Source organism: Oceanivirga miroungae, from assembly GCF_902505095.1.
Lineage (GTDB): Bacteria > Fusobacteriota > Fusobacteriia > Fusobacteriales > Leptotrichiaceae > Oceanivirga > Oceanivirga miroungae.
In genome coordinates this window covers 457,590-477,071 of sequence record NZ_CABWIB010000001.1, presented here as the reverse complement: position 1 = coordinate 477,071, position 19,482 = coordinate 457,590, and the positions used below count along the sequence as shown (strand labels likewise).

Sequence of the window (19,482 nt, the reverse complement as noted above, 5' to 3'; positions counted from 1 at the left end):
TCAATCCACTCCTATTTTTCAAAAATTTCTTTAACAAATGATTTTGCACAAAAAGGTTTTAAATCATTTATACCTTCCCCTACACCTATATATTTTATAGGTTTTTTTAGTTCAGATATAATTGGGAAAATTATTCCACCTTTTGCTGTACCATCATACTTAGTTAAAATAATTCCATCAATTTTTGTTATCTCATTAAATATTTTAGCTTGATTTAACCCATTTTGTCCAGTAGTAGCATCAATTACAAGTAAAGTTTCCTTATTTGCATCTTTTGCTTTTTCCTCAATAATACTACTAATTTTTCTTAATTCTTCCATAAGATTTTTCTTATTTTGTAATCTTCCTGCCGTATCAATTATAGCTATATCTACATTTTCTTTTGTAGCATATGATATTGTATCATATACAACAGCTGCAGGGTCTGTCCCTTTATTATGGCTAATCATTTTACAATTTACTCTATTTGCCCATTCATTTAATTGATCAATTGCTGCTGCACGAAATGTATCTGCTGCACCTAATACAAGCTTATATCCTTCATTTTTTAATTGATTTGCAATCTTTCCAATAGAAGTAGTTTTTCCTACTCCATTTACTCCAATTACAAATATGATATTAAGCTTGTTTTTCTCTATGTGTAACAAATTATTTTCAACGCTTTCTAGTTTTGATATTAAAATTTCTTCTAATGCATCATATACATCTTGACTATTTTTATATTTTCTAGATTCTAGTTCTTCTATAATCTCAACACTTAACTCTACTCCCATATCAGAACTTATTAAAAGTTCTTCTAATTCTTCATATAAGTCATCGTCTATTGGTTTTGATATAAAAAAATGTTTTAATTTTTTAAAAAAACCTTCTTTTGCTTTAAGAATTGCCATTATTATATTCCTTTTCTGCCTGAGATTTTTCTAAATAATCAGGCACTATTTTATCTATATTCCCCTTTATTAGTAAGCCTTTTTTGTACATATTATAGTATACCTTGGAATCAATATAGCTGCAAGTTTCATCTAATACTACTAAATTCTTGTGAGCTATTTTTTCTCTGTAATTTACATATATATCTCCTGTAAATAAGACGGTATCATCATATTTATTTACATATTCTATTACTTCATCTATATTATATACACCGTCAGCTAATAATTTTTCGTTATTTTTAGTAACACTTGCATATATTTTGCCTTTTCTAGAATCAATTCCAGCTACTATAATACTAGCTCTATCTCTATTATTAAATACTAGTGCATCTAAATCAGATACTGTATATATATTTACACTTTTATCTAATGTAAATAAGCCTTTAATTAAACTCATCGCAATTCTAACTCCAGTAAAAGAACCTGGCCCTACTGAAATTATTACGTCAGTTGTATCTGATATTTTAGTATCACTCCATTCATAAAGTTTTTCTAATTCATCTAATATATTAGTTGAATGTGTTTTTCTTACATTAACATTTATATTAGCTAACATATTATTTTCATCAAATAAACTTAAACTAGCTAACTTAGTCGAACTTGTAATTGTAAACATCAACATATATTTTTTCTCCTTTATCAATTATATAGCTACTATATATTCTTGTATTTTCTTTACTATGTTCTATTTCAAAGTATATTGTATTTTTTGGCATTTCATCTAATATTAAGTTAGCCCACTCTACTAGTACCAATGAATTATTATTATCTATATAGTCATAAAATCCTATGTTATATAGCTCATCTTCATTTGAAATACGGTAAACATCAAAATGGTATATGTCTATACCATCTATGTTATATTCAATTAAATAAGTAAAAGTAGGACTTTTTACATATTCTGTAACTCCTAATGATGATAAAAGCTTTTTAGAAAAAGCTGTTTTACCAGTACCTAAGTCCCCTATTAAGCCAATACATATACTATTTTTTTTATTTTCTAAAATTCTTTTTGAAAAATTTTCTACTAATTCATTAAATTTTTCAAAGCTTAATTCTGTTTTATTTAAAAGCATACTTTTTCCTTATTTTGTACCAAAAATTCTGTCTCCTGCGTCTCCTAGACCTGGAACTATGTATTTATGATCATTTAATTTTTCATCAATTGATGCAACGTATAAAGAAATATCTGAATGTTTTTCTTCAATATTTTTTATACCTTCTGGTGCAGCTATTATACACATTACTGTTATATTTTTAACACCTAATTTTTTTAGATAATCTATAGTATATATTATAGATCCGCCAGTTGCTAACATTGGATCAGTTATTATTACTTTACTTTCAGCTACATTTGTAGGCATTTTTGCATAATAATAATGAGGCTTAAATGTTTTTTCATCTCTATATACACCTAAATGCCCAACTTTTGCTGTTGGTATTACATCTAACATAGCATCAACCATACCAAGACCTGCTCTTAATATAGGGACAATAGTTACTGGTTCGTCTAAAACCTTTGTCTTAGCAATTGTAATAGGTGTTTTAGTTTCTATAAGCTTTAATTTTAAATCCTTTGTTGCTTCATAAATCATAAGCGATGTTATTTCTGTTAAACTTTCTCTAAATAACTTTGTATCTGTATTTTCATTTCTTAAAATAGATAGCTTATGTTGTATTAGCGGGTGATTAAATTCAAATATTTGCATAGTTCCTCCTTTAATATTTTAAAAAAAGCAGAGAAAAATAAACCTCTGCATTATACTATAAATTATATTTTTTCTTAAATTTATCAACTCTACCTGTTTCATCAACAAATTTAGATTTACCTGTATAAAATGGGTGAGATGTTGAAGTAATAGCAACTTTAATTACTGGGTATTCAACTCCTTCATATACAGTAGTTTCTTTTGTTTGTTTAGTTGATTTTGTTAAAAACTTTTCTCCGTTACTTAAGTCTTCTACAACTACTAATCTGTAGTTAGGGTGTATTCCTTTTTTCATTCTAGGCTCCTTTCTATTATACCGTAATTATAAAGCCTTAACTTTATCTACTAATGCTTTAAATTCTACTGAGTTGTTAACTGCTAAATCAGCTAATACTTTTCTGTCTAATTCTATTTCTAATTTCTTTAATCCATTCATGAATTTAGAGTAAGATAATCCATTTGCTCTAGATGCAGCATTTATTCTTATTATCCATAACTCTCTCATTGTTCTTTTCTTTAATTTTCTATGTTCAGTAGAGAACGCCATTGCTCTTCTAACTGCTTCATTAGCCTTTTTAAAGTTAGTTTTTCTTGTTCCTTTATATCCTTTAGCTTCTTTTAATACTTTTTTATGTCTTTTTCTTCTAACTATTCCAGTTTTTACTCTTGCCATATTCTATCCTCCTATCTTCCTTGACTAACAACTAATAGTTTTGCAACTTTTTTAGCTTGTCCATCTCTTAGTATGTAATCTTCACCTAAGTGTTTCTTTCTCTTATGAGTCTTTTTAGTTAAGATATGACTTTTACCTGAATGTCTAATAGCGAACTTTCCTGATCCAGTTACTTTAATTCTTTTCTTTGCACCTTTATGTGTTTTCATTTTTGGCATAATTGTTTCCTCCTTTATTTTTTAGGTGTTATCATTATATATTTTTGCATTTGTTCTTTTCCATATTTTTTCTCAACAAGCGCTGCTTCTTCAAAATAGCTTGCGATGTCATCTAAAACTTTAATAGCAGATTCTATATGTAACTTCTCACGTCCTGATAATCTTAAACTAATTTTAACCTTATTTTCTTTTTCTAAAAACTTAGTTATTTGTTTTTTCTTAGTTTCCATATCATTAGTGTCAATATGTGGCTTAATTCTTATTTCTTTAATTACCACATTTTTTTGTTTCTTTTTATTTTCTTTTTCTTTTTTAGCTTTTTCATATTTATATTTACTATAATTCATTACCTTACAAACTGGTGGCTTAGCATTAGGTGATACTTCAACTAAATCTAATCCCTTTTCATTTGCAACTTCTAAAGCTTCTTTAATACTCATAAGACCTAATGCTTCACCATCATCTAGTATTACTCTTACCTCTTTCGATCTTATTTGTTCATTTATTCTGACATTGTCAGACTTGTTTACTGCTTTTATACAGAACACCTCCTATTACTATTAAAAAAAACAAGACATTAATCTTGTTTCTCAAATTATTACATCACAAAAAAAATTAAGCTTTCGCCTTGCAATTATAATAAAACCTGACTCATTTAAAATGGAAAGGTGAGAAATCAAAATTTCTTCTTCACAAATACAATGTAATTTTACACTATATCAAGTATTTTGTCAAACTTTTTTTAGCGTATGCCAAACAAATTATTTGGCATACACTTTTTTTAATTAAAATTTATAACCTAATCCTAAACTAGCATTGTAATCTAAATTAGATTTAATATTAACTGAAGCTGATACTACAAATCCTTTTAAATTGTATTTAGCACCTAAGCCAAATGTGTAAACAAATTTAGAAAAGTCTTTTGATTTTTCAACTTTATCATTTGTTATTGTTGCTTTATTATTTATATTCCATGCTATATCATTATTTACATCTAATTCTACATTTTTAATTAGAACACCTAAATTAGCTCCTGCTTTTACTTGTCCACTTGTATTTGCTTTTAAGTATAAGTTATTATCATATTTTGTTTTAAAGTTATGTCTAACTAATCCACTACCAAATACAGAAACATTTACCATTTCTGATACTTTAAATTTATGTACATATTTTGCTTTAGCCTCTACTATATTAGTATATTTTTCATTTAAATTTACACCTCTATATCTAATACCTAGTTGTAAATCCTTCCATGAACCAACAAGCCCTGCATAATATGCACCATCAAATATTGAATATCCACCAAATGCTCCTAGCTTAAATTCTTTTGGTAAATTTTGTGTATAAGCTAATTCAAATTGAGAAAACACTTTGTATGCATCTTTTACCTTCTTAATATCTGCTTGACTTACTGAAAATTCAAGATGTATATTCTTATCTAAATACTTACTAATTTGCATGTCATCTACGTATATAACCTTAGCATCATTTAATATAGCCTCTACATCTATTACTTTTTTAGTTTCCTCTTTTAGTTCATCATTCTTTTCTTTATTTGGTATTCCAAGTATATCATTTAATTCTTTTACTAATTCAGTTATTGGTATTAAATATTTAGCATTTCTAATATTTTGTAATCCCATATCTTCTAAGGAAGTTAAATATTCCTCTAGTCGTCCCCTCTTTTTTTCCTCTATGCTATTATAATTTTTATGTCCCACAATCTCATAAATATTTTTTGCCAATTCATCTATCGGCTTAATTTTTTCTATCAGCATATCTAGTTCTTTTAATTTTTCATTTGTCTTTTTGTCGTCTTTAAAGTCAGTAATATCTACATTAGTAATAAATTTTTTTCTTAGTTCGTCTAAAATTTTATTCATGTCCTTGATTTTATCAATTTTTTCTTGAACTTTTGTTTCATAATCAGTATATGCTCTAACATTATCATATTTAGTCTCTAACTCCGTAATTTTTTCTAATATTTTAGAAGCACTTGTTTCAGCATATTCTTCATTAAATGTATTTTTATCTTGCTCCCAACCACTCACTTTTGATTTATCAATTGCATTTTGCTTATACCCTTTAATTTTTTCCAACAAAACTTTTAGCTTCTTTGTTGCAGCTATTGTTTCTTTTATATCAGGTTCAAATTCCTCAAAAGTTTTTTTAGATATTTCATACAATTTGCTAAATTCTTCTATTTGTTTTTTTGTTAAAGTTTCTTTCCATTCAGTTTTTACAGGGAGGCCTTCTTGCGCCTCCGCCACACTCACTTGAACTACTGAGAACATAAGAGCTAAAATCAATGCTATATTTTTTAATTTTTTCATAATTTTACTTGTATGATATATATCATACTCTCCTTTCCTTTATTTTTTATTTTATGTTACCGTTTTTATGTGTTTCTATTTTTAAGAGATTTTACAACTTTTGTTTTACTTTGTCAATCATTTTTTTACTTATTTGAAACTATATACATGAACTCTAATTTTCCAGTAAATTCAATATCTTTATAACCATATGGAATAATGAAGTTATCTCCTTTTTTTATGATAGTTTCATTTATTTTACCTTCTCCACTTAATACTGCTATTATTACAAAGTTTTCAGTATTTTCTATTCTTACTTTATCATTTACTTCATATTTTTTCATTTTAAAATATGGATTATCTACTAGTAGTTCATAATCTTCATATTTTTTTCTCGTACTATTATCTTCAACATGAGGGCAATTTGTAACATCTATACTTTTATCTATATGAAGTTCTCTTAATTTACCATTTTGCATTCTGTCATAATCATAAAATCTATATGTAATATCACTATTTTGTTGTACTTCTAATAAAAGAGTTCCTTTTTTTATAGCATGTACAGTACCTGGAGCTATATCAAAAAAATCTCCTTTTTTAACATCTCTAAATGATAGTAACTCGTCCCATTTTTTTTCTTCCACTAATTTTCTTAATTCTTCTTTTGATTTAGCGTTATGCCCAATTTCAATTTGTGTATCTTTTTCTGTTTCTAATATATACCAAGCCTCACTTTTACCATTAAATGTAGGCCCTTCAACTTTTCTTGCATAATTATCATCAGGGTGTACTTGAACGCTTAAATCATCTTTAGCATCTATATACTTAACTAATAATGGGAAATCTTTTGTAGTAGTGTTTCCAAATAGGTTTTTGTTTTTTTCATAAAGTTCTTTTAAGCTTAAACCTTTAAACTCTCCATCTTTAACATAACTCATACCATTTTCATTTGCACTAACTATCCAGGCTTCTCCTATTTTATCGCTTTTTGTTTCATACATAAACTCTTTTTTTATCTTATCTCCACCCCATATTATTTCTCTCATAAAAGGTGTTAAAAATATTAACTTATTACTCATCTTAAAATCCTTTATTCTTATTTAATTCATTAAACCAGTATCCTGATTTTTTAATAATTCTATTAGAAGTTTCTAAATCCAATTCGATTAATCCATATCTATTTTTATATGAATTAAGCCATGACCAACAATCTATTCCAGTCCAAACTAGATATCCAAAACAATTACTTCCTTCTTTAATACCCTTGTGTAAGTATTCTAAATGTTCTTTGAAAAATTCAATTCTATAATCATCTTGTATTATACCATCTTTTTTAAATCTTTTTTCGTCTTCTACACCCATACCATTTTCACTTATTATATATGGAATATTATTATAGTTTTTCTTAATATTCATAGCTATATCATATATTCCTTCTGGATATATTTCCCAACCACGATATTTATTTATTCTTCTACCTGGCATAATATATGGGTCATAATAGTAGCTTGGCATAAATTCTGCTTCAGGATTTGGCATATTAGCTTTAGCTGATACTCTTAATGGTTGATAATAGTTTATACCTAAAATATCTACTGTATTATTTTCTATAATCTCTAACTCATCATTTGTATATTCTGGCAAAATATCATGTTTTTTGCATATATTTATAAGTTCATCTGGATACTTACCTAAAACGCTTGGATCTAAAAATGATTTACTTGCAAATAGTTCTGCAATATTAGCTGCTTTTATATCATACTTATTATTTGATCTAGGGTATGCTGGTGTTAAATTTAGTATAATTCCTATTTTACCGTCTTTTACTATTTTATGAAATTCTTTTGTTGCCATTGAACTTGCTAATTGCATGTTATATGCAACTTGTGTTGCTTTTTTAGCATCTACTTCCATAGGATAATGATATTGTAGTAAATATCCACACTCAACACTTACAATGGGCTCATTAAAGGTAAACCAAATTTTAACTATATCAGAAAATAGGCTAAAGCAAGTTTTTGCATATTCTACATACTTATACACAACTTCTTTACTTACAAATCCTCCATATTTTTCTTCTAAGTATAAAGGCATGTCAAAGTGAAATAAATTAACCATAACTTCAATATTTTCTTCTTTTAATCTTGTGAAATAGTCTTTATAAAAAGCAACTGCTTTTTCATTTACAATTCCACTTTCATCAGGAATTAGTCTAGCCCATGAAATTGATGTTCTAAATGCACTATGTCCTGTTTTTTTGTATAAGTCTATATCTTCTTTATATCTTCTATAAACAGAACTTGTCTTACTAGGCCCTATTAAATCATAAAACTTATACTTATCTACTTCATAAAATTTATCCCAAGTTGTTAATGCTTTTTTATCACCTTCAAATCTTCCTTCGCTTTGTTCAGCACTTGTAGAAGATCCAAAGTAAAAGTCTTTTGGAAATTTAATCATTTTTTTCACCTCTTTTAGATATTATATATTTTTCTATTTCTTTAAATATTTTTTTTCTAGATCTTTTAAAAAAGAAAGAATAGAATATTCCTAAGATATAGTAATTAGACTTATTAAAAACAGAATCTGTTTGATAATTTTCCTCATATATTAATTTTGTCTTATACTCATCTAGTTTCTCTATGTTATAGCTTACAATATTTATGCCTCTATTAGTATCGTATTTTAGCGAATACTTTTTATTCATATCAAGCTCTACTACTTCAATTTTAATTTTTCTATTTTTATCAATTTTTTTCTTAATAATCATTCCCTTATACAAATCGCCTTTAATATTCATATCAAGTTTTAGATTACTAACAAAAAAATCGTATAATTCTACATCACTAACTTTTAATATATATTCTATCTTCATTTTTTCATTCCTCTATATACATAAATACCTATTAGAATAAAAAAAGCTGCCATAACTAAATTGATTTTTTGCATATGTATAGGGTATGTTATTATTCCTAAACTTCCTAAAGTTATAAAAAATAGTCCCCAAGATTTCATAATTTCACCTCTTTTTTATTCTAACATTTTATTTTATATTTTTAAAGGGGACCTAGGTCCCCATTATCTTAATTTTCTTTTATATTATTTGCTATTATTACAAATGGTGTCCATATTATAAATGCTATTACTAAGTTAATAAGTGATACTAATGCAGCCATTACACTTCCACCTGTTGCAAGATATGCCATAAGTACTGGAGGTGTTATCCAAGGTACTTGTACATAAACTGGAGGTACTATACCTGCAGCTGTTGCAAGATATCCTATTACTACACCAATTACTGGTATTAATACAAATGGTATTATATATAGTGGATTTAATACTATAGGCATTCCAAATATCATTGGTTCATTTATATTAAATATACCCATAGGTAATCCTAATTTAGCAACTGTTCTATGATCACGTCTTTTACTAAAGATTAATATTGAAATTATTAGTGCTATTGTAATTCCAGATCCACCCATTTGAATATATGCATCAAATGATCCTCTTGTCCATAAGTATGGTAAATTTTCAACAAGTCCACCTTTTGCCATATGTTCAACGTTTGCTAGTAAAGCTGGCATGTATAATCCATCTATAACTGGAGCTAATACATTGTGTCCATGTAATCCAAAGAACCAGAAGAATTGAATAAAGAATGTAATTATTATTACTGATACTAATCCTTGACTTAATCCTAATAATGGTTGTTGTATATATTTAACTATTAAATCATTTAAAGCTTGCCCTGTATAAGTAGAAACAAGATATGATATAGTTGATGCTATATATATAGTAACAATCCCTGGTATGATTGATGCAAATGCTTTATTTACTGCAGGTGGTACTGAATCAGGTAATTTAATTGTAACCTTATTTAGCATAAGTTTAGAATAAATTATTGTTGATATCATACCTATTACCATTGCAGGGAAAATTCCATTTGCTCCAAAGTAATTAATATTTATAAGTCCCCATTGACTAACTTCTCCAACTGTAGCACTTTGTGGAATAAATACTAAAAATGATGCAAATGATATTAAAGCTCCTGCTAATGGATCAACACCATATGCTTTTGCTAAGTTATATCCTAATGCTATAACGAATACTACTGAAAGTATTGCAAGTGATCCCCACCATACTACACCATTTACTGATCTAATTGGTGTTGCTATTGCAGCTGGTAATTTTGGTACTATAGTAAAGTTTAATAATACTGCTATTGAACCTACCATTGTTATTGGTAACATAGCTATAAAGCTATCTCTAATTGCTACTAAGTGTCTTTGATTAGATACTTTTGCAGCTTTTGGTACAAATTTTGTTTGTAACCATGTCATAAAACCGTTCATAATTCCTCCTTATATTTTTATTTATTTAGTTTTTCTAACGCATCTTCTAGAACTTTTTTACCGTTCATTGTTCCATAGTCAACCATGTTTATTACATCAACAGGTGTACCATCATTGAATATTTCTTTAATGTCATTTAATAAATATTGTATTTGTGGACCTAATAAAACAACATCAACATTTCCTACAAATTCTTTTGCCTTAGCTTCAGGTATTGCTTCTATTTCTACATCAACACCTTTATTTGAAGCTTCTGACTTCATTTTATTAACTAAAAAACTTGTGCTCATTCCTGCTGTACAAATCAATAAAATCTTTTTCATTCTAATTTCCCCCTTTTTCATATAAAGCTTTATATAGTTCGATAAACTCTTTTGAGTTATCTTTTGTCATAAGTGCCATAGTTAAATGATCTTGAGCGTGCACTATTAGTATATTTACTTGTATCTTTTCCTCACCGCTAGCTTCTGCAAATATTAACTTATTTTGAGCTTCATGAGCTTCAAAATAGTATTTCTCACCCTCTTTTATCTTTTCGTTAGCTTTTTCAAATTCTTTATTTTTCGCTAATCTAACTGCTTCAATATAGCATGATCTTGCCATACCTGAGTTTGCTATAATTTCCATAGCAAATTCGCTTAATTCATCATATGTCATATATTTTCCCCTTTATTGTATTTATAAATTTTTGATATGTGTTATTTTTAGAAATATTTTCTATTTCCTCTTTATCATCTATTAGTTTTGTAATAGTTCTGTATATATAATCGTTATTATTAGCATTATCTAAGAATAAAAATAGTATTAAATTAACCATATTATTTTGCCATTTTATTTTTTCTTTACTAACAACTACACCTATATAGTTTAAATTATTCAAAACTTTTATAGTATGTGGTATTGCTATTACATTCCCTAACTCTGTCATACCTAACTTTTCACGCTCTAAAATTAACTCTAACATATTATCTGGTATATTTTCTATTTTTGCTAATTTATCACACATTAGTCTTATTATCTCTTCTTTTTCTTTTTTTTCGTCTAGGTAGGTAAATAAAGATTTTGGTATAACTTTTTCTATTTTTTCTTCATTTGAGCTAAGTATTGATTTTATCTTACTAATATCTTCATTATTTAAAAATGCATTTATCTTGTATATTGGCCTTTTTATTTTAAAATCTATATCAACTAAGCTAAAAACAACATCAATATTTTCTAAGTTTTTGTGTCTTAATTCATTAACTCCACAAGATAAAACATTTGAAACGTATTCAGAAAAAAGATTTTGATAAGTATATATTAAAAATTTTGATACTCCTCTACCACTTGGGCATACAATTAATATATTCTTTTTACTACTTTTTTCCTTATTAGTTTCTATTCCAACATGAAGTATTACAGCTATATAGCCAATTTCAGCTTCCGTTATATTTTTTTCATATTTATCTTCCAATATTTTTGCAACATATTTTGAGATTTTATACTCAAACGGCATATTTAACTTTATTTCCTCTAATAATGGATTAGATGTTGCTATATCATATCTTAATCTTATTGTTAGTGATAATAAATGAGTATATAGATTTTTATATAGCATTTCATTATTATATAAATTTATCTGAAAAGTTAAATTTAGGTAATATAATATGTCTTCTATAATTTCGTTTATGTCATCTATGTCTTTTCTAACACTACTATAATTTAGTGTAACTGCCGTTAAAAATCTTATTGTAATGTAGTCTATATCATACTCATTAAAAGAAATATCTTTAAAAAACTTTTTAAGTAAATCTTTTATTACATTTCTTTTTTCTAAAAATAGCTCATCTTTTTTAACATCAATATTTTCAATATGATGAGCTTTTTTTATTCTATTAACTGAAACATATATAGATATTAGTAAGTTTTCAAAAGAAATATCTGAAATTGTTATACTCTTGTCATTTAGATATGAATATATTTTTTTACCTAAATCAATTTTAACTTCTAAATCATCAAATATCTCTATTAAATAGTTTCTAATATCTTGCTCACTTGCTTTTATTTTTATTCCATAATAAGGTTTTCTAATAACTTCTATGTTATTTAATCTCATTTGATTTTCTAATCTTTTTAAATCAACTGAAACTGTTTTACTACTAACATACATTTTTTTAGCAATTTCTTCTATTTTTATATATTCTTTTGTATTTAATAGTAAATTTGCTAAAAAACTAATTCTTTTTTTCACTGTATCTAAGTTATTTTTATTTTCCTTAGTATTTATCTTAGAAAAATCTACTAATTCTCCTTTTAGAATATACCCGTAACTTGTTTTTGATTCTACAGTTATATTATACTCAATTAAAATTTCTTTTAGCTCTTTTATCTTATGCCTTATTGTCTTAGTTGAAAAATTTAAAATTTCTGAAATCTCATTAGCTGTATGATAATTTTTATCTTTTAATATGTCATATATTTTTTTTAAATCTTCATACATATCTTCACTTCCATTCTTTTAATATTTTATCCTGATTTTAGTTTTTTTCCATAACAAAAACTTCCATAACATTATGGAAGTTTAATTCGAGTATTTATTTTTCTTTTAACATTTCTGATATTGTGTGCCAAGCTAATGTTCCACATTTCACACGTGCTGGCATATTAGCTACAAATTTTAATATGGTAGCATCTTGCAATATTTCTTCGTCACCTTCATATTCCTCAACTTTTATCATCTTAAAAAAGTCATCAAATATTTTTTTTACTTCATCTATAGATTTTCCTTTAATATTTTCTATTAACATTGCTGTTGATGCACTTGATATAGCACAAGCTGAACCTATAAAGCTTGCATCTTTTATTATATTTTTTTCTTCATCTATATCTAAAAATATGAATATATCATCACCACAACTTGGGTTATGTCCTCTTGATGTCATAGTAGGATTTTTAAGTTCTTTTTTTAAATCCGTTCTATTATTATAGTCCATTATTGTTTTTTGATAAAGTTTTTCTATATTATTCAAGTGAAAACACCTCCCCAACTTTTTTTAAACCTTCAATTAGTTTATATATATCTTCTTTTTCATTATACACTCCAAAACTTACACGACAGCTTGAATTTATATTCATAAACTTATGTAGTGGATCTGTACAGTGTTTACCTGATCTTATAAACACCTTATACTGATCTAATATATATGAAACATCATGAGAATGTACATTTTTAACATTAAATGCTACTACTGCTACTCTATTTTTATTATTAGTATAATAAGTTTCAACAAATTTTAGTTTAGCTAATTCTTCTAATAGTATTTTTTCTAAATCTTTTTCAATCTCGTTTATTTTTTCATATGAAATTTCCTCTATATATGAAATTGCAGTAGCTAAACTTTTTATAGCAGCTGTATCCATTGTTCCACCTTCAAACTTAGTAGGTACACTAGCATATGTAGTCTTGTGTTCTTCTACATATTCTATCATATCTCCACCTAATAAAAATGGTGGCATTTTATCTAATAATTCTTTTTTAGCTACTAATGCACCAACACCGAAACTACTAAACATTTTATGACCTGAAAATGTATAAAAATCGGCATTCCATTTAGAAAAATCTTGCTTATAATGTGTAATTCCTTGTGATACATCTAATAATACTAATGCGTTATTTTCATGTGCTAATTTTATTACAGTTTCATAATCCTGTATTATTCCAGTAGTATTTACTACACTTGATATGGCTACTAATTTAGTATTTTTATTTAACTTTTTTTTATAGTCATCTATATCCAAATTACCTTCACTATCTAAGTATATATATTTTAGCTTTGCCTTTGTTTTTTCTGATACAAATTGCCAAGGAACTATATTTGCATGATGGTTTGATACTGCTAAAATTATTTCTGAATTTTCATCTAAAAAATTTAAACCAAAAGAATATGCAACTAAATTTATAGCTTCAGTACAGTTTTTAGTAAATACAAGTTCCATATTAGAACTTGCATTTACAAATTTTTTTACTTTTTCTCTTGTATCTTCTATTATTGATTTTGATAATATAGATAATTCATGACTACCTCTACCTGCATTTGCATTAGATTTTTCATAATATTTTTTTAAATCAGATATAACTACATCTGGTTTTTGGCTTGTTGCTGCTGTATCTAAATAGTGCATATCTTTATTTTTAAAAATTGGAAAATCTTTTTTCATTTTAATTCATCCTATTCTTAATTTCTAAAAACATATCTTCTTTAATTTTTTCATCTTCTATTTTTTCAAAAATTGGTCTAAATGTAGACTCAACTATTATTCTTTTAGCATCTACTTTACTAAAACCACGACTCATTAGATAAAATAGTCTTTCTTCATCAACTTTACCAACTGAAGCTGCATGCGCTCCTACTACATCATCTTCATCACATAACATAGCTGGTATAGCGTGAATTTTTATTGTATCATCTAATAAGATTGAAAATTCTCCCTCACTTGCTGTACTACCTTTGCAGCCTTTATTAAAGTAAATATTTCCTCTAAATACTTTTGTACCAAAATCTTTTGTAGTACCTCTTGCTTCTATATCCCCTTTTCCTTTTTTACCATGGAATAATAAAGAGTATTCAAAGTCTGCTTTTTTATCTTTATCTACTAAATATGCAGGTATATATAGCATAGTTGCATTATCTCCTAATAATCTTGTTTTAGATGCAACTAAGTTTACACTACTTCCTAATTCTAAATCATAATATTCTACATTAGCATTATCGTCTAATAAAAAGTCTGTTTCTGTAAAGTTTTTAGATAAAGAATTTAAATTTTGTAATGTTATTAACTCTAAATTAGAATTTTTACCTGCATTTACTTTAATATATCCATTGTGGTAAAAGGCAGATTCATCTGTTTTTGAATAATAATACACTAAAATTTTAGCTTTTGCATTTTCTTCTAAATTTATATTTATCCCATTTATTAAGGTATCATTTAATTTATCAAAATCATATTTTAATATTATCATTTTTTCATTTTCTTTTTTTATATTTATACCTATTGAATGGTTTAGTAATTCTTTATTTTCAATTTCAAAATATTCCCCTAGACCTCTATATTTTTCTGGTCTATTTAAATCTATATCTACAAAAGATATATTCTCGTTTGTATTTTGTAAGCTAATATTAGAGGTATTAAAATCCTTATAACTAATTGTATCTGTAACCTTGTATTCTAATCTTTTAAAATATGGTTTTTCTAAATCTATATATTTCATTATCCTATTGTCCCCTCTAATTCAATTTCTATAAGTCTATTAAGCTCTACTGCATATTCTAATGGAAGTTCTTTTGTTATAGGTTCAACAAATCCTCTTATTATCATAGCCTTTGCCTCGTCTGCTGTAAGACCTCTTTGCATTAGATAAAATATAGCATCATCGCTTATTCTTCCTATACTTGCTTCGTGTCCTATATCTATATCATCTGTATTAACTACTATTGTAGGTATAGTATCAGATTTACTCATATCATCTAACATTAGTGATTCACACTCTGCTGTTGCTTTTACTCTTTTAACACCAGGTAATACCTTAAGTAAACTTCTATAATTACACCAACCTCCATCTTTTGAGATTGATTTAGAGTTTACTTTAGAACTTGTATAAGAAGCTGCGTGTAATACTTTACAACCACTATCTATATACTGACCTTTTCCTGCGAAAGATACCCCAGTATATTCTGAACGAGATCTTTCACCTTTTAGTATACTCATAGGATATAGCATAGATACCTTAGATCCAAATGATCCTGAAATCCATTCTATAACCCCATCTTCATCTACTTCTGCTCTTTTTGTATTTAAGTTATACATATTTTTTGACCAGTTTTCTATTGATGAATAACGAAGTCTTGCTCTTTTCCCTACGTATAGTTCAACAGCTCCTGCATGTATTGTATTTTTTTGATATTTTGGAGCTGAACAACCTTCTATAAAGTGTACATCAGCATCATCTTCTACTATTATTATTGTGTGTTCATATTGTCCTGCTTCTGGTGCATTTAGTCTAAAATATGATTGTATAGGTTTTTCTACTTTTACACCTTTTGGTATGTATAAAAATGTTCCACCAGACCAAACTGCAGCATGAAGTGCAGAGAATTTATGGTCATTAATTGGAATTAATTTCATAAAATATTTTTTTACAATTTCTGGATATTTTTTAAGTGCTGTTTCTATATCTAAATATATGATACCTTGAGCTTCTAATTCTTCATTTAATTTATGATAAACAACATTTGAGTCATACTGAGCACCCACTCCACCTAATGTTTTTTTCTCAGCTTCTGGTATACCTAATCTATCAAATGTATTTTTAATATATGCTGGTACATCTTCCCAGTTATCTGATTCATTTGCATCTGGTTCTAGATAACTTATTATTTCATTTATATCTAATTTTGATAAGTCTGCACTCCACATAGGCATAGGTCTTTTATTAAATTCTTCTAATCCTTTTAGTCTTAATTCTAACATCCAACTTGGTTCATTTTTTCTATCAGATATTTTTTTTACAACCTCTTCATTTACTCCATAGCCTGTACTAAATTTTGCACGTACCTCATCTTTTATATCGTAAACCCCACGTTCTATATCTTCAACATAGGTTCTTTTTTTCTTTTCTGACATTTTTTCCCCTTATTTTTTAAAACTTTCAAATCCGTTTTCTTCTATGTATTTAATTAGCTCCATTCCACCAGTTTTAACTATTTTACCATTTACTAAAATATGAACAAAATCTGGTTTTAAGTATTCTAAAACTTTATCATAGTGTGTAATAATTAGCATAGATGAATTTTCATTTTTAAGACTTCTTAATCCCTCAAATACGATTTTTGTTGCATCTCTATCTAATCCACTATCAGTTTCATCTAGTATTGCAAGTTTTGGTTCTAATACTGCCATTTGTAATATTTCATTTTTTTTCTTTTCTCCACCAGAATATCCTACATTTAAGTGTCTATCACAGTAGCTTGGATCTATATTTAATTTTTCCATTGTTTTTACTAAATATTTATGAAATCTTGTAAAATATTGTTTTTCTCCACTTACTGCTTCTTTTGCAGATCTTAGAAAATCCTCTAGTGTTAAACCAGGTATTTCTTCTGGATATTGAAATGATAAAAATATCCCTGCTCTTGCTCTTTTATCAACGCTTAATTCAAGTATATCCTCTCCTTCAAGTAAAGCTTCACCACTTGTAACTTCATAATTAGGATGCCCTACTAATACTGAAGCTAATGTTGATTTACCTGCACCATTAGGCCCCATTATTACATGGATTTCACCTTTATTTATTTCTAAATCAATACCTTTTAATATTTCTTTTTCTTCAACGCCTGCGTGAAGATTTTTTATTTTTAGTAATTCCATTTTACCTACCTCTTTTTATTAATTTCTATACATACATTATATATCTTATATCTATTTTATGTCAAAAATTTATTTAATATTCAACACATATCCTATATTTTTTTGACTTATTTCAATTTTTGTTACCTTATATGAAAAGAGTATAAACTTTAAAAGTCTATACTCTTTTTAGCTTCTATAAAACTATCATATACTTTTTCTAAACTAAGTCCTGTTTTATCAAAGGTATTTTTAACTTGAGAATTTAACTCACAAAAAACTAACTTTATTTGTTTCTCATTACATATTGTAATCATTCTTTTAATAGCAGATATTGCTGTAGAATCTACACTATTTACATTAGTCATTTTTATTATTATTGCTTTTGTATCGCTATTTATATTATATATAGTTTCCACAAACTTATAACTTGCTCCAAAGAAAAATGGTCCATTTATTTCATATACATAAACTCCAGTTTTTCTAAAATCAATATTATCTACCTTATTTTTATTCTCTACATATTCTTCGCTATAGTCTAAACTACTTATCTTTATATCTGTTAAATCAGCCATTCTTTTCATAAATAAAAATGAGGCTAATATCATTCCTATTTCTATTGCAATTATTAAATCAAATACTACTGTTAAAATAAATACTGTCACAAGTACAAAGGCATCACTTTTAGGGGATTTTTTTATTTCTTTTAATTCTTTCCATTCTCCCATATTTATAGCTACCATCATTAGTATTGCTGATAGAGCTGATAATGGAATTAGTTTTGCCAGTGGGAAGAATATAAGGACAATAACTAATAAAAATATGGCGTGCATAATACCAGCTACTGGTGTTCTTGCTCCGTTATTTATATTAGCAACTGTTCTAGCTATTGCTCCTGTTGCTGGAATACCTCCAAATATTGAACTAAATATATTAGCAATACCTTGTGCTATTAACTCTGTATTAGATCTATGTTTTGCTTGTATCATACCGTCTGCTACTACTGCAGATAATAAAGATTCAATAGAACCTAGTATTGCAATAGCTACTGCTGGCATAAACATTTTACTTATTATATCAAAATTAATATTGGGTATTTTAGGAAGTGGAAAACTTGCATTCAAATTAGAAAAACTTGTTCCTATTGTAGCTATATCGAGTTTAAATATATATGTTATAGCTGACGATATTATTAAAACTATTAAAGCTGCCGGCACTTTTTTATTTACCCTTGGCCAGTAAAATAGGATAAGTAAAGATAAAATCCCTATTAATATTGAATATCTATTAAAAGTATATATATATTCAAATAGGACTTTTATTTTTTCCACAAACTCTGCTGGCATTTTAGCATCTATTCTAAGCCCTAAAAAGTCCTTTATTTGAGATACAAAAATTGTGACAGCTATTCCTGTAGTAAAGCCGGATGTTACTGGATATGGTATATATTTTATTACACTTCCAAGCTTAAATAGTCCCATTAAAATTATGAGTATACCTGCTATAAAGGTTGCTACAATAATACCATCTACTCCATATTTTGATACAATACCATAAACTATTATCATAAAAGCCCCTGTAGGTCCACCTATTTGTACTCTACTACCACCTAGTAATGATATGAAAAAACCTGCAATAATTGCTGTATATAGCCCTTTTTCTGGACTAACTCCAGAGGCTATAGCAAGTGCTATTGATAAAGGCAAAGCTATTATTGATACAATAAATCCTGCAATTAAATCTTTAATAAATTGCTCTTTAGTGTATGTTTTCATTGTTGTTATCAGTTTTGGATAAAATATTTTCATCTATTACTCATTCCTTTTTTTCTCTAATTTTTCTCGATTATATCATGAAAAAAATTTTTTTACTATTATAAAAACCTCCATATCGCACAAAT

Annotated in this window: 23 protein-coding genes; all 23 read right to left on the bottom strand. The window is 26.9% G+C overall.

The features are described from left to right. Positions 1 to 11 precede the first annotated feature (11 nt). Positions 12 to 890 carry a signal recognition particle-docking protein FtsY gene (ftsY, locus tag OMES3154_RS02435; RefSeq protein ID WP_156683216.1) on the bottom strand — a complete coding sequence of 293 codons (879 nt, stop codon included), beginning with the start codon at positions 888 to 890 and terminating at the stop codon, positions 12 to 14. Continuing rightward, positions 877 to 1,554 carry a tRNA (adenosine(37)-N6)-threonylcarbamoyltransferase complex dimerization subunit type 1 TsaB gene (gene tsaB, locus OMES3154_RS02430; RefSeq protein WP_156683215.1) on the bottom strand — a complete coding sequence of 226 codons (678 nt, stop codon included), beginning with the start codon at positions 1,552 to 1,554 and terminating at the stop codon, positions 877 to 879. The genes ftsY and tsaB overlap by 14 nt, the downstream gene beginning before the upstream one ends. Next, entirely contained in the window at positions 1,523 to 2,008 is a 486-nt protein-coding gene (gene tsaE, locus OMES3154_RS02425) for a tRNA (adenosine(37)-N6)-threonylcarbamoyltransferase complex ATPase subunit type 1 TsaE (protein ID WP_156683214.1), read from the bottom strand. Before tsaE ends, tsaB begins: the two co-directional genes overlap by 32 nt. Positions 2,009 to 2,017: 9 nt before the next feature. Further along, positions 2,018 to 2,641 (bottom strand): uracil phosphoribosyltransferase, encoded by a 624-nt coding sequence (gene upp, locus OMES3154_RS02420; RefSeq protein WP_156683213.1) that lies wholly within the window; start codon positions 2,639 to 2,641, stop codon positions 2,018 to 2,020. Positions 2,642 to 2,696: 55 nt separating this feature from the next. Then, positions 2,697 to 2,936 carry a type B 50S ribosomal protein L31 gene (locus OMES3154_RS02415; protein ID WP_156683212.1) on the bottom strand — a complete coding sequence of 80 codons (240 nt, stop codon included), beginning with the start codon at positions 2,934 to 2,936 and terminating at the stop codon, positions 2,697 to 2,699. A gap of 27 nt (positions 2,937 to 2,963) precedes the next feature. After that, the gene (rplT, locus tag OMES3154_RS02410; RefSeq protein WP_156683211.1) at positions 2,964 to 3,314 is read right to left on the bottom strand and encodes a 50S ribosomal protein L20; all 351 of its coding nucleotides are present in this window, start codon (positions 3,312 to 3,314) and stop codon (positions 2,964 to 2,966) included. Positions 3,315 to 3,325: 11 nt separating this feature from the next. Beyond that, positions 3,326 to 3,532: a 50S ribosomal protein L35 gene (rpmI, locus tag OMES3154_RS02405; protein WP_156683210.1), complete on the bottom strand. Its 207-nt coding sequence runs from the start codon at positions 3,530 to 3,532 to the stop codon at positions 3,326 to 3,328. Between the two features lie 14 nt (positions 3,533 to 3,546). After that, the gene (infC, locus tag OMES3154_RS02400; protein WP_197271468.1) at positions 3,547 to 4,080 is read right to left on the bottom strand and encodes a translation initiation factor IF-3; all 534 of its coding nucleotides are present in this window, start codon (positions 4,078 to 4,080) and stop codon (positions 3,547 to 3,549) included. A gap of 237 nt (positions 4,081 to 4,317) precedes the next feature. Further along, positions 4,318 to 5,865, bottom strand: a complete 1,548-nt coding sequence (locus OMES3154_RS02395) for a hypothetical protein (RefSeq protein ID WP_156683209.1) — start codon at positions 5,863 to 5,865, stop codon at positions 4,318 to 4,320. Between the two features lie 125 nt (positions 5,866 to 5,990). Further along, a complete protein-coding gene (locus OMES3154_RS02390; protein WP_156683208.1) occupies positions 5,991 to 6,923 on the bottom strand; it encodes a type I phosphomannose isomerase catalytic subunit in 933 nt (310 codons plus the stop codon). A 1-nt stretch (position 6,924) separates the two neighbouring features. Further along, positions 6,925 to 8,304: a glycoside hydrolase family 1 protein gene (locus tag OMES3154_RS02385; protein ID WP_156683207.1), complete on the bottom strand. Its 1,380-nt coding sequence runs from the start codon at positions 8,302 to 8,304 to the stop codon at positions 6,925 to 6,927. Next, positions 8,297 to 8,719: a DUF3284 domain-containing protein gene (locus OMES3154_RS02380; RefSeq protein WP_156683206.1), complete on the bottom strand. Its 423-nt coding sequence runs from the start codon at positions 8,717 to 8,719 to the stop codon at positions 8,297 to 8,299. The genes OMES3154_RS02385 and OMES3154_RS02380 overlap by 8 nt, the downstream gene beginning before the upstream one ends. Then, positions 8,716 to 8,859, bottom strand: coding sequence for a hypothetical protein (locus OMES3154_RS02375; protein ID WP_156683205.1), 144 nt, complete (start codon positions 8,857 to 8,859; stop codon positions 8,716 to 8,718). The genes OMES3154_RS02380 and OMES3154_RS02375 overlap by 4 nt, the downstream gene beginning before the upstream one ends. A 68-nt stretch (positions 8,860 to 8,927) precedes the next feature. After that, positions 8,928 to 10,199 (bottom strand): PTS sugar transporter subunit IIC, encoded by a 1,272-nt coding sequence (locus OMES3154_RS02370; protein WP_197271467.1) that lies wholly within the window; start codon positions 10,197 to 10,199, stop codon positions 8,928 to 8,930. 17 nt (positions 10,200 to 10,216) lie between these two features. Continuing rightward, positions 10,217 to 10,522 (bottom strand): PTS sugar transporter subunit IIB, encoded by a 306-nt coding sequence (locus OMES3154_RS02365; RefSeq protein WP_156683204.1) that lies wholly within the window; start codon positions 10,520 to 10,522, stop codon positions 10,217 to 10,219. A gap of 1 nt (position 10,523) precedes the next feature. Then, the gene (locus OMES3154_RS02360) at positions 10,524 to 10,856 is read right to left on the bottom strand and encodes a PTS lactose/cellobiose transporter subunit IIA (RefSeq protein ID WP_156683203.1); all 333 of its coding nucleotides are present in this window, start codon (positions 10,854 to 10,856) and stop codon (positions 10,524 to 10,526) included. Further along, a complete protein-coding gene (locus OMES3154_RS02355; RefSeq protein WP_156683202.1) occupies positions 10,846 to 12,678 on the bottom strand; it encodes a BglG family transcription antiterminator in 1,833 nt (610 codons plus the stop codon). The genes OMES3154_RS02360 and OMES3154_RS02355 overlap by 11 nt, the downstream gene beginning before the upstream one ends. Positions 12,679 to 12,772: 94 nt before the next feature. Continuing rightward, complete coding sequence (gene sufU, locus OMES3154_RS02350) at positions 12,773 to 13,207, bottom strand: Fe-S cluster assembly sulfur transfer protein SufU (protein ID WP_231679252.1); 435 nt, start codon at positions 13,205 to 13,207, stop codon at positions 12,773 to 12,775. Then, positions 13,200 to 14,396 (bottom strand): SufS family cysteine desulfurase, encoded by a 1,197-nt coding sequence (locus OMES3154_RS02345; RefSeq protein WP_331458790.1) that lies wholly within the window; start codon positions 14,394 to 14,396, stop codon positions 13,200 to 13,202. The genes sufU and OMES3154_RS02345 overlap by 8 nt, the downstream gene beginning before the upstream one ends. A 1-nt stretch (position 14,397) precedes the next feature. Beyond that, the gene (locus OMES3154_RS02340; protein WP_156683200.1) at positions 14,398 to 15,447 is read right to left on the bottom strand and encodes a SufD family Fe-S cluster assembly protein; all 1,050 of its coding nucleotides are present in this window, start codon (positions 15,445 to 15,447) and stop codon (positions 14,398 to 14,400) included. Beyond that, positions 15,447 to 16,859 carry a Fe-S cluster assembly protein SufB gene (gene sufB / locus OMES3154_RS02335; protein WP_156683199.1) on the bottom strand — a complete coding sequence of 471 codons (1,413 nt, stop codon included), beginning with the start codon at positions 16,857 to 16,859 and terminating at the stop codon, positions 15,447 to 15,449. Before sufB ends, OMES3154_RS02340 begins: the two co-directional genes overlap by 1 nt. 9 nt (positions 16,860 to 16,868) lie before the next feature. Further along, positions 16,869 to 17,603: a Fe-S cluster assembly ATPase SufC gene (gene sufC / locus OMES3154_RS02330; RefSeq protein ID WP_156683198.1), complete on the bottom strand. Its 735-nt coding sequence runs from the start codon at positions 17,601 to 17,603 to the stop codon at positions 16,869 to 16,871. Positions 17,604 to 17,752: 149 nt separating this feature from the next. Then, entirely contained in the window at positions 17,753 to 19,390 is a 1,638-nt protein-coding gene (locus OMES3154_RS02325) for a SulP family inorganic anion transporter (RefSeq protein WP_156683197.1), read from the bottom strand. Between the last annotated feature and the right edge of the window lie 92 nt (positions 19,391 to 19,482).

What these genes read in the sequence shown, in the direction of transcription:
- ftsY (WP_156683216.1), bottom strand. Translation starts at nt 890, where the DNA reads ATGGCAATTCTTAAAGCAAAAGAAGGTTTTTTTAAAAAATTAAAACAT.
- tsaB (WP_156683215.1), bottom strand. Translation starts at nt 1,554, where the DNA reads ATGTTGATGTTTACAATTACAAGTTCGACTAAGTTAGCTAGTTTAAGT.
- tsaE (WP_156683214.1), bottom strand. Translation starts at nt 2,008, where the DNA reads ATGCTTTTAAATAAAACAGAATTAAGCTTTGAAAAATTTAATGAATTA.
- upp (WP_156683213.1), bottom strand. Translation starts at nt 2,641, where the DNA reads ATGCAAATATTTGAATTTAATCACCCGCTAATACAACATAAGCTATCT.
- OMES3154_RS02415 (WP_156683212.1), bottom strand. Translation starts at nt 2,936, where the DNA reads ATGAAAAAAGGAATACACCCTAACTACAGATTAGTAGTTGTAGAAGAC.
- rplT (WP_156683211.1), bottom strand. Translation starts at nt 3,314, where the DNA reads ATGGCAAGAGTAAAAACTGGAATAGTTAGAAGAAAAAGACATAAAAAA.
- rpmI (WP_156683210.1), bottom strand. Translation starts at nt 3,532, where the DNA reads ATGCCAAAAATGAAAACACATAAAGGTGCAAAGAAAAGAATTAAAGTA.
- OMES3154_RS02395 (WP_156683209.1), bottom strand. Translation starts at nt 5,865, where the DNA reads ATGAAAAAATTAAAAAATATAGCATTGATTTTAGCTCTTATGTTCTCA.
- OMES3154_RS02390 (WP_156683208.1), bottom strand. Translation starts at nt 6,923, where the DNA reads ATGAGTAATAAGTTAATATTTTTAACACCTTTTATGAGAGAAATAATA.
- OMES3154_RS02385 (WP_156683207.1), bottom strand. Translation starts at nt 8,304, where the DNA reads ATGATTAAATTTCCAAAAGACTTTTACTTTGGATCTTCTACAAGTGCT.
- OMES3154_RS02380 (WP_156683206.1), bottom strand. Translation starts at nt 8,719, where the DNA reads ATGAAGATAGAATATATATTAAAAGTTAGTGATGTAGAATTATACGAT.
- OMES3154_RS02375 (WP_156683205.1), bottom strand. Translation starts at nt 8,859, where the DNA reads ATGAAATCTTGGGGACTATTTTTTATAACTTTAGGAAGTTTAGGAATA.
- OMES3154_RS02370 (WP_197271467.1), bottom strand. Translation starts at nt 10,199, where the DNA reads ATGAACGGTTTTATGACATGGTTACAAACAAAATTTGTACCAAAAGCT.
- OMES3154_RS02365 (WP_156683204.1), bottom strand. Translation starts at nt 10,522, where the DNA reads ATGAAAAAGATTTTATTGATTTGTACAGCAGGAATGAGCACAAGTTTT.
- OMES3154_RS02360 (WP_156683203.1), bottom strand. Translation starts at nt 10,856, where the DNA reads ATGACATATGATGAATTAAGCGAATTTGCTATGGAAATTATAGCAAAC.
- OMES3154_RS02355 (WP_156683202.1), bottom strand. Translation starts at nt 12,678, where the DNA reads ATGTATGAAGATTTAAAAAAAATATATGACATATTAAAAGATAAAAAT.
- OMES3154_RS02345 (WP_331458790.1), bottom strand. Translation starts at nt 14,396, where the DNA reads ATGAAAAAAGATTTTCCAATTTTTAAAAATAAAGATATGCACTATTTA.
- OMES3154_RS02340 (WP_156683200.1), bottom strand. Translation starts at nt 15,447, where the DNA reads ATGAAATATATAGATTTAGAAAAACCATATTTTAAAAGATTAGAATAC.
- sufB (WP_156683199.1), bottom strand. Translation starts at nt 16,859, where the DNA reads ATGTCAGAAAAGAAAAAAAGAACCTATGTTGAAGATATAGAACGTGGG.
- sufC (WP_156683198.1), bottom strand. Translation starts at nt 17,603, where the DNA reads ATGGAATTACTAAAAATAAAAAATCTTCACGCAGGCGTTGAAGAAAAA.
- OMES3154_RS02325 (WP_156683197.1), bottom strand. Translation starts at nt 19,390, where the DNA reads ATGAAAATATTTTATCCAAAACTGATAACAACAATGAAAACATACACT.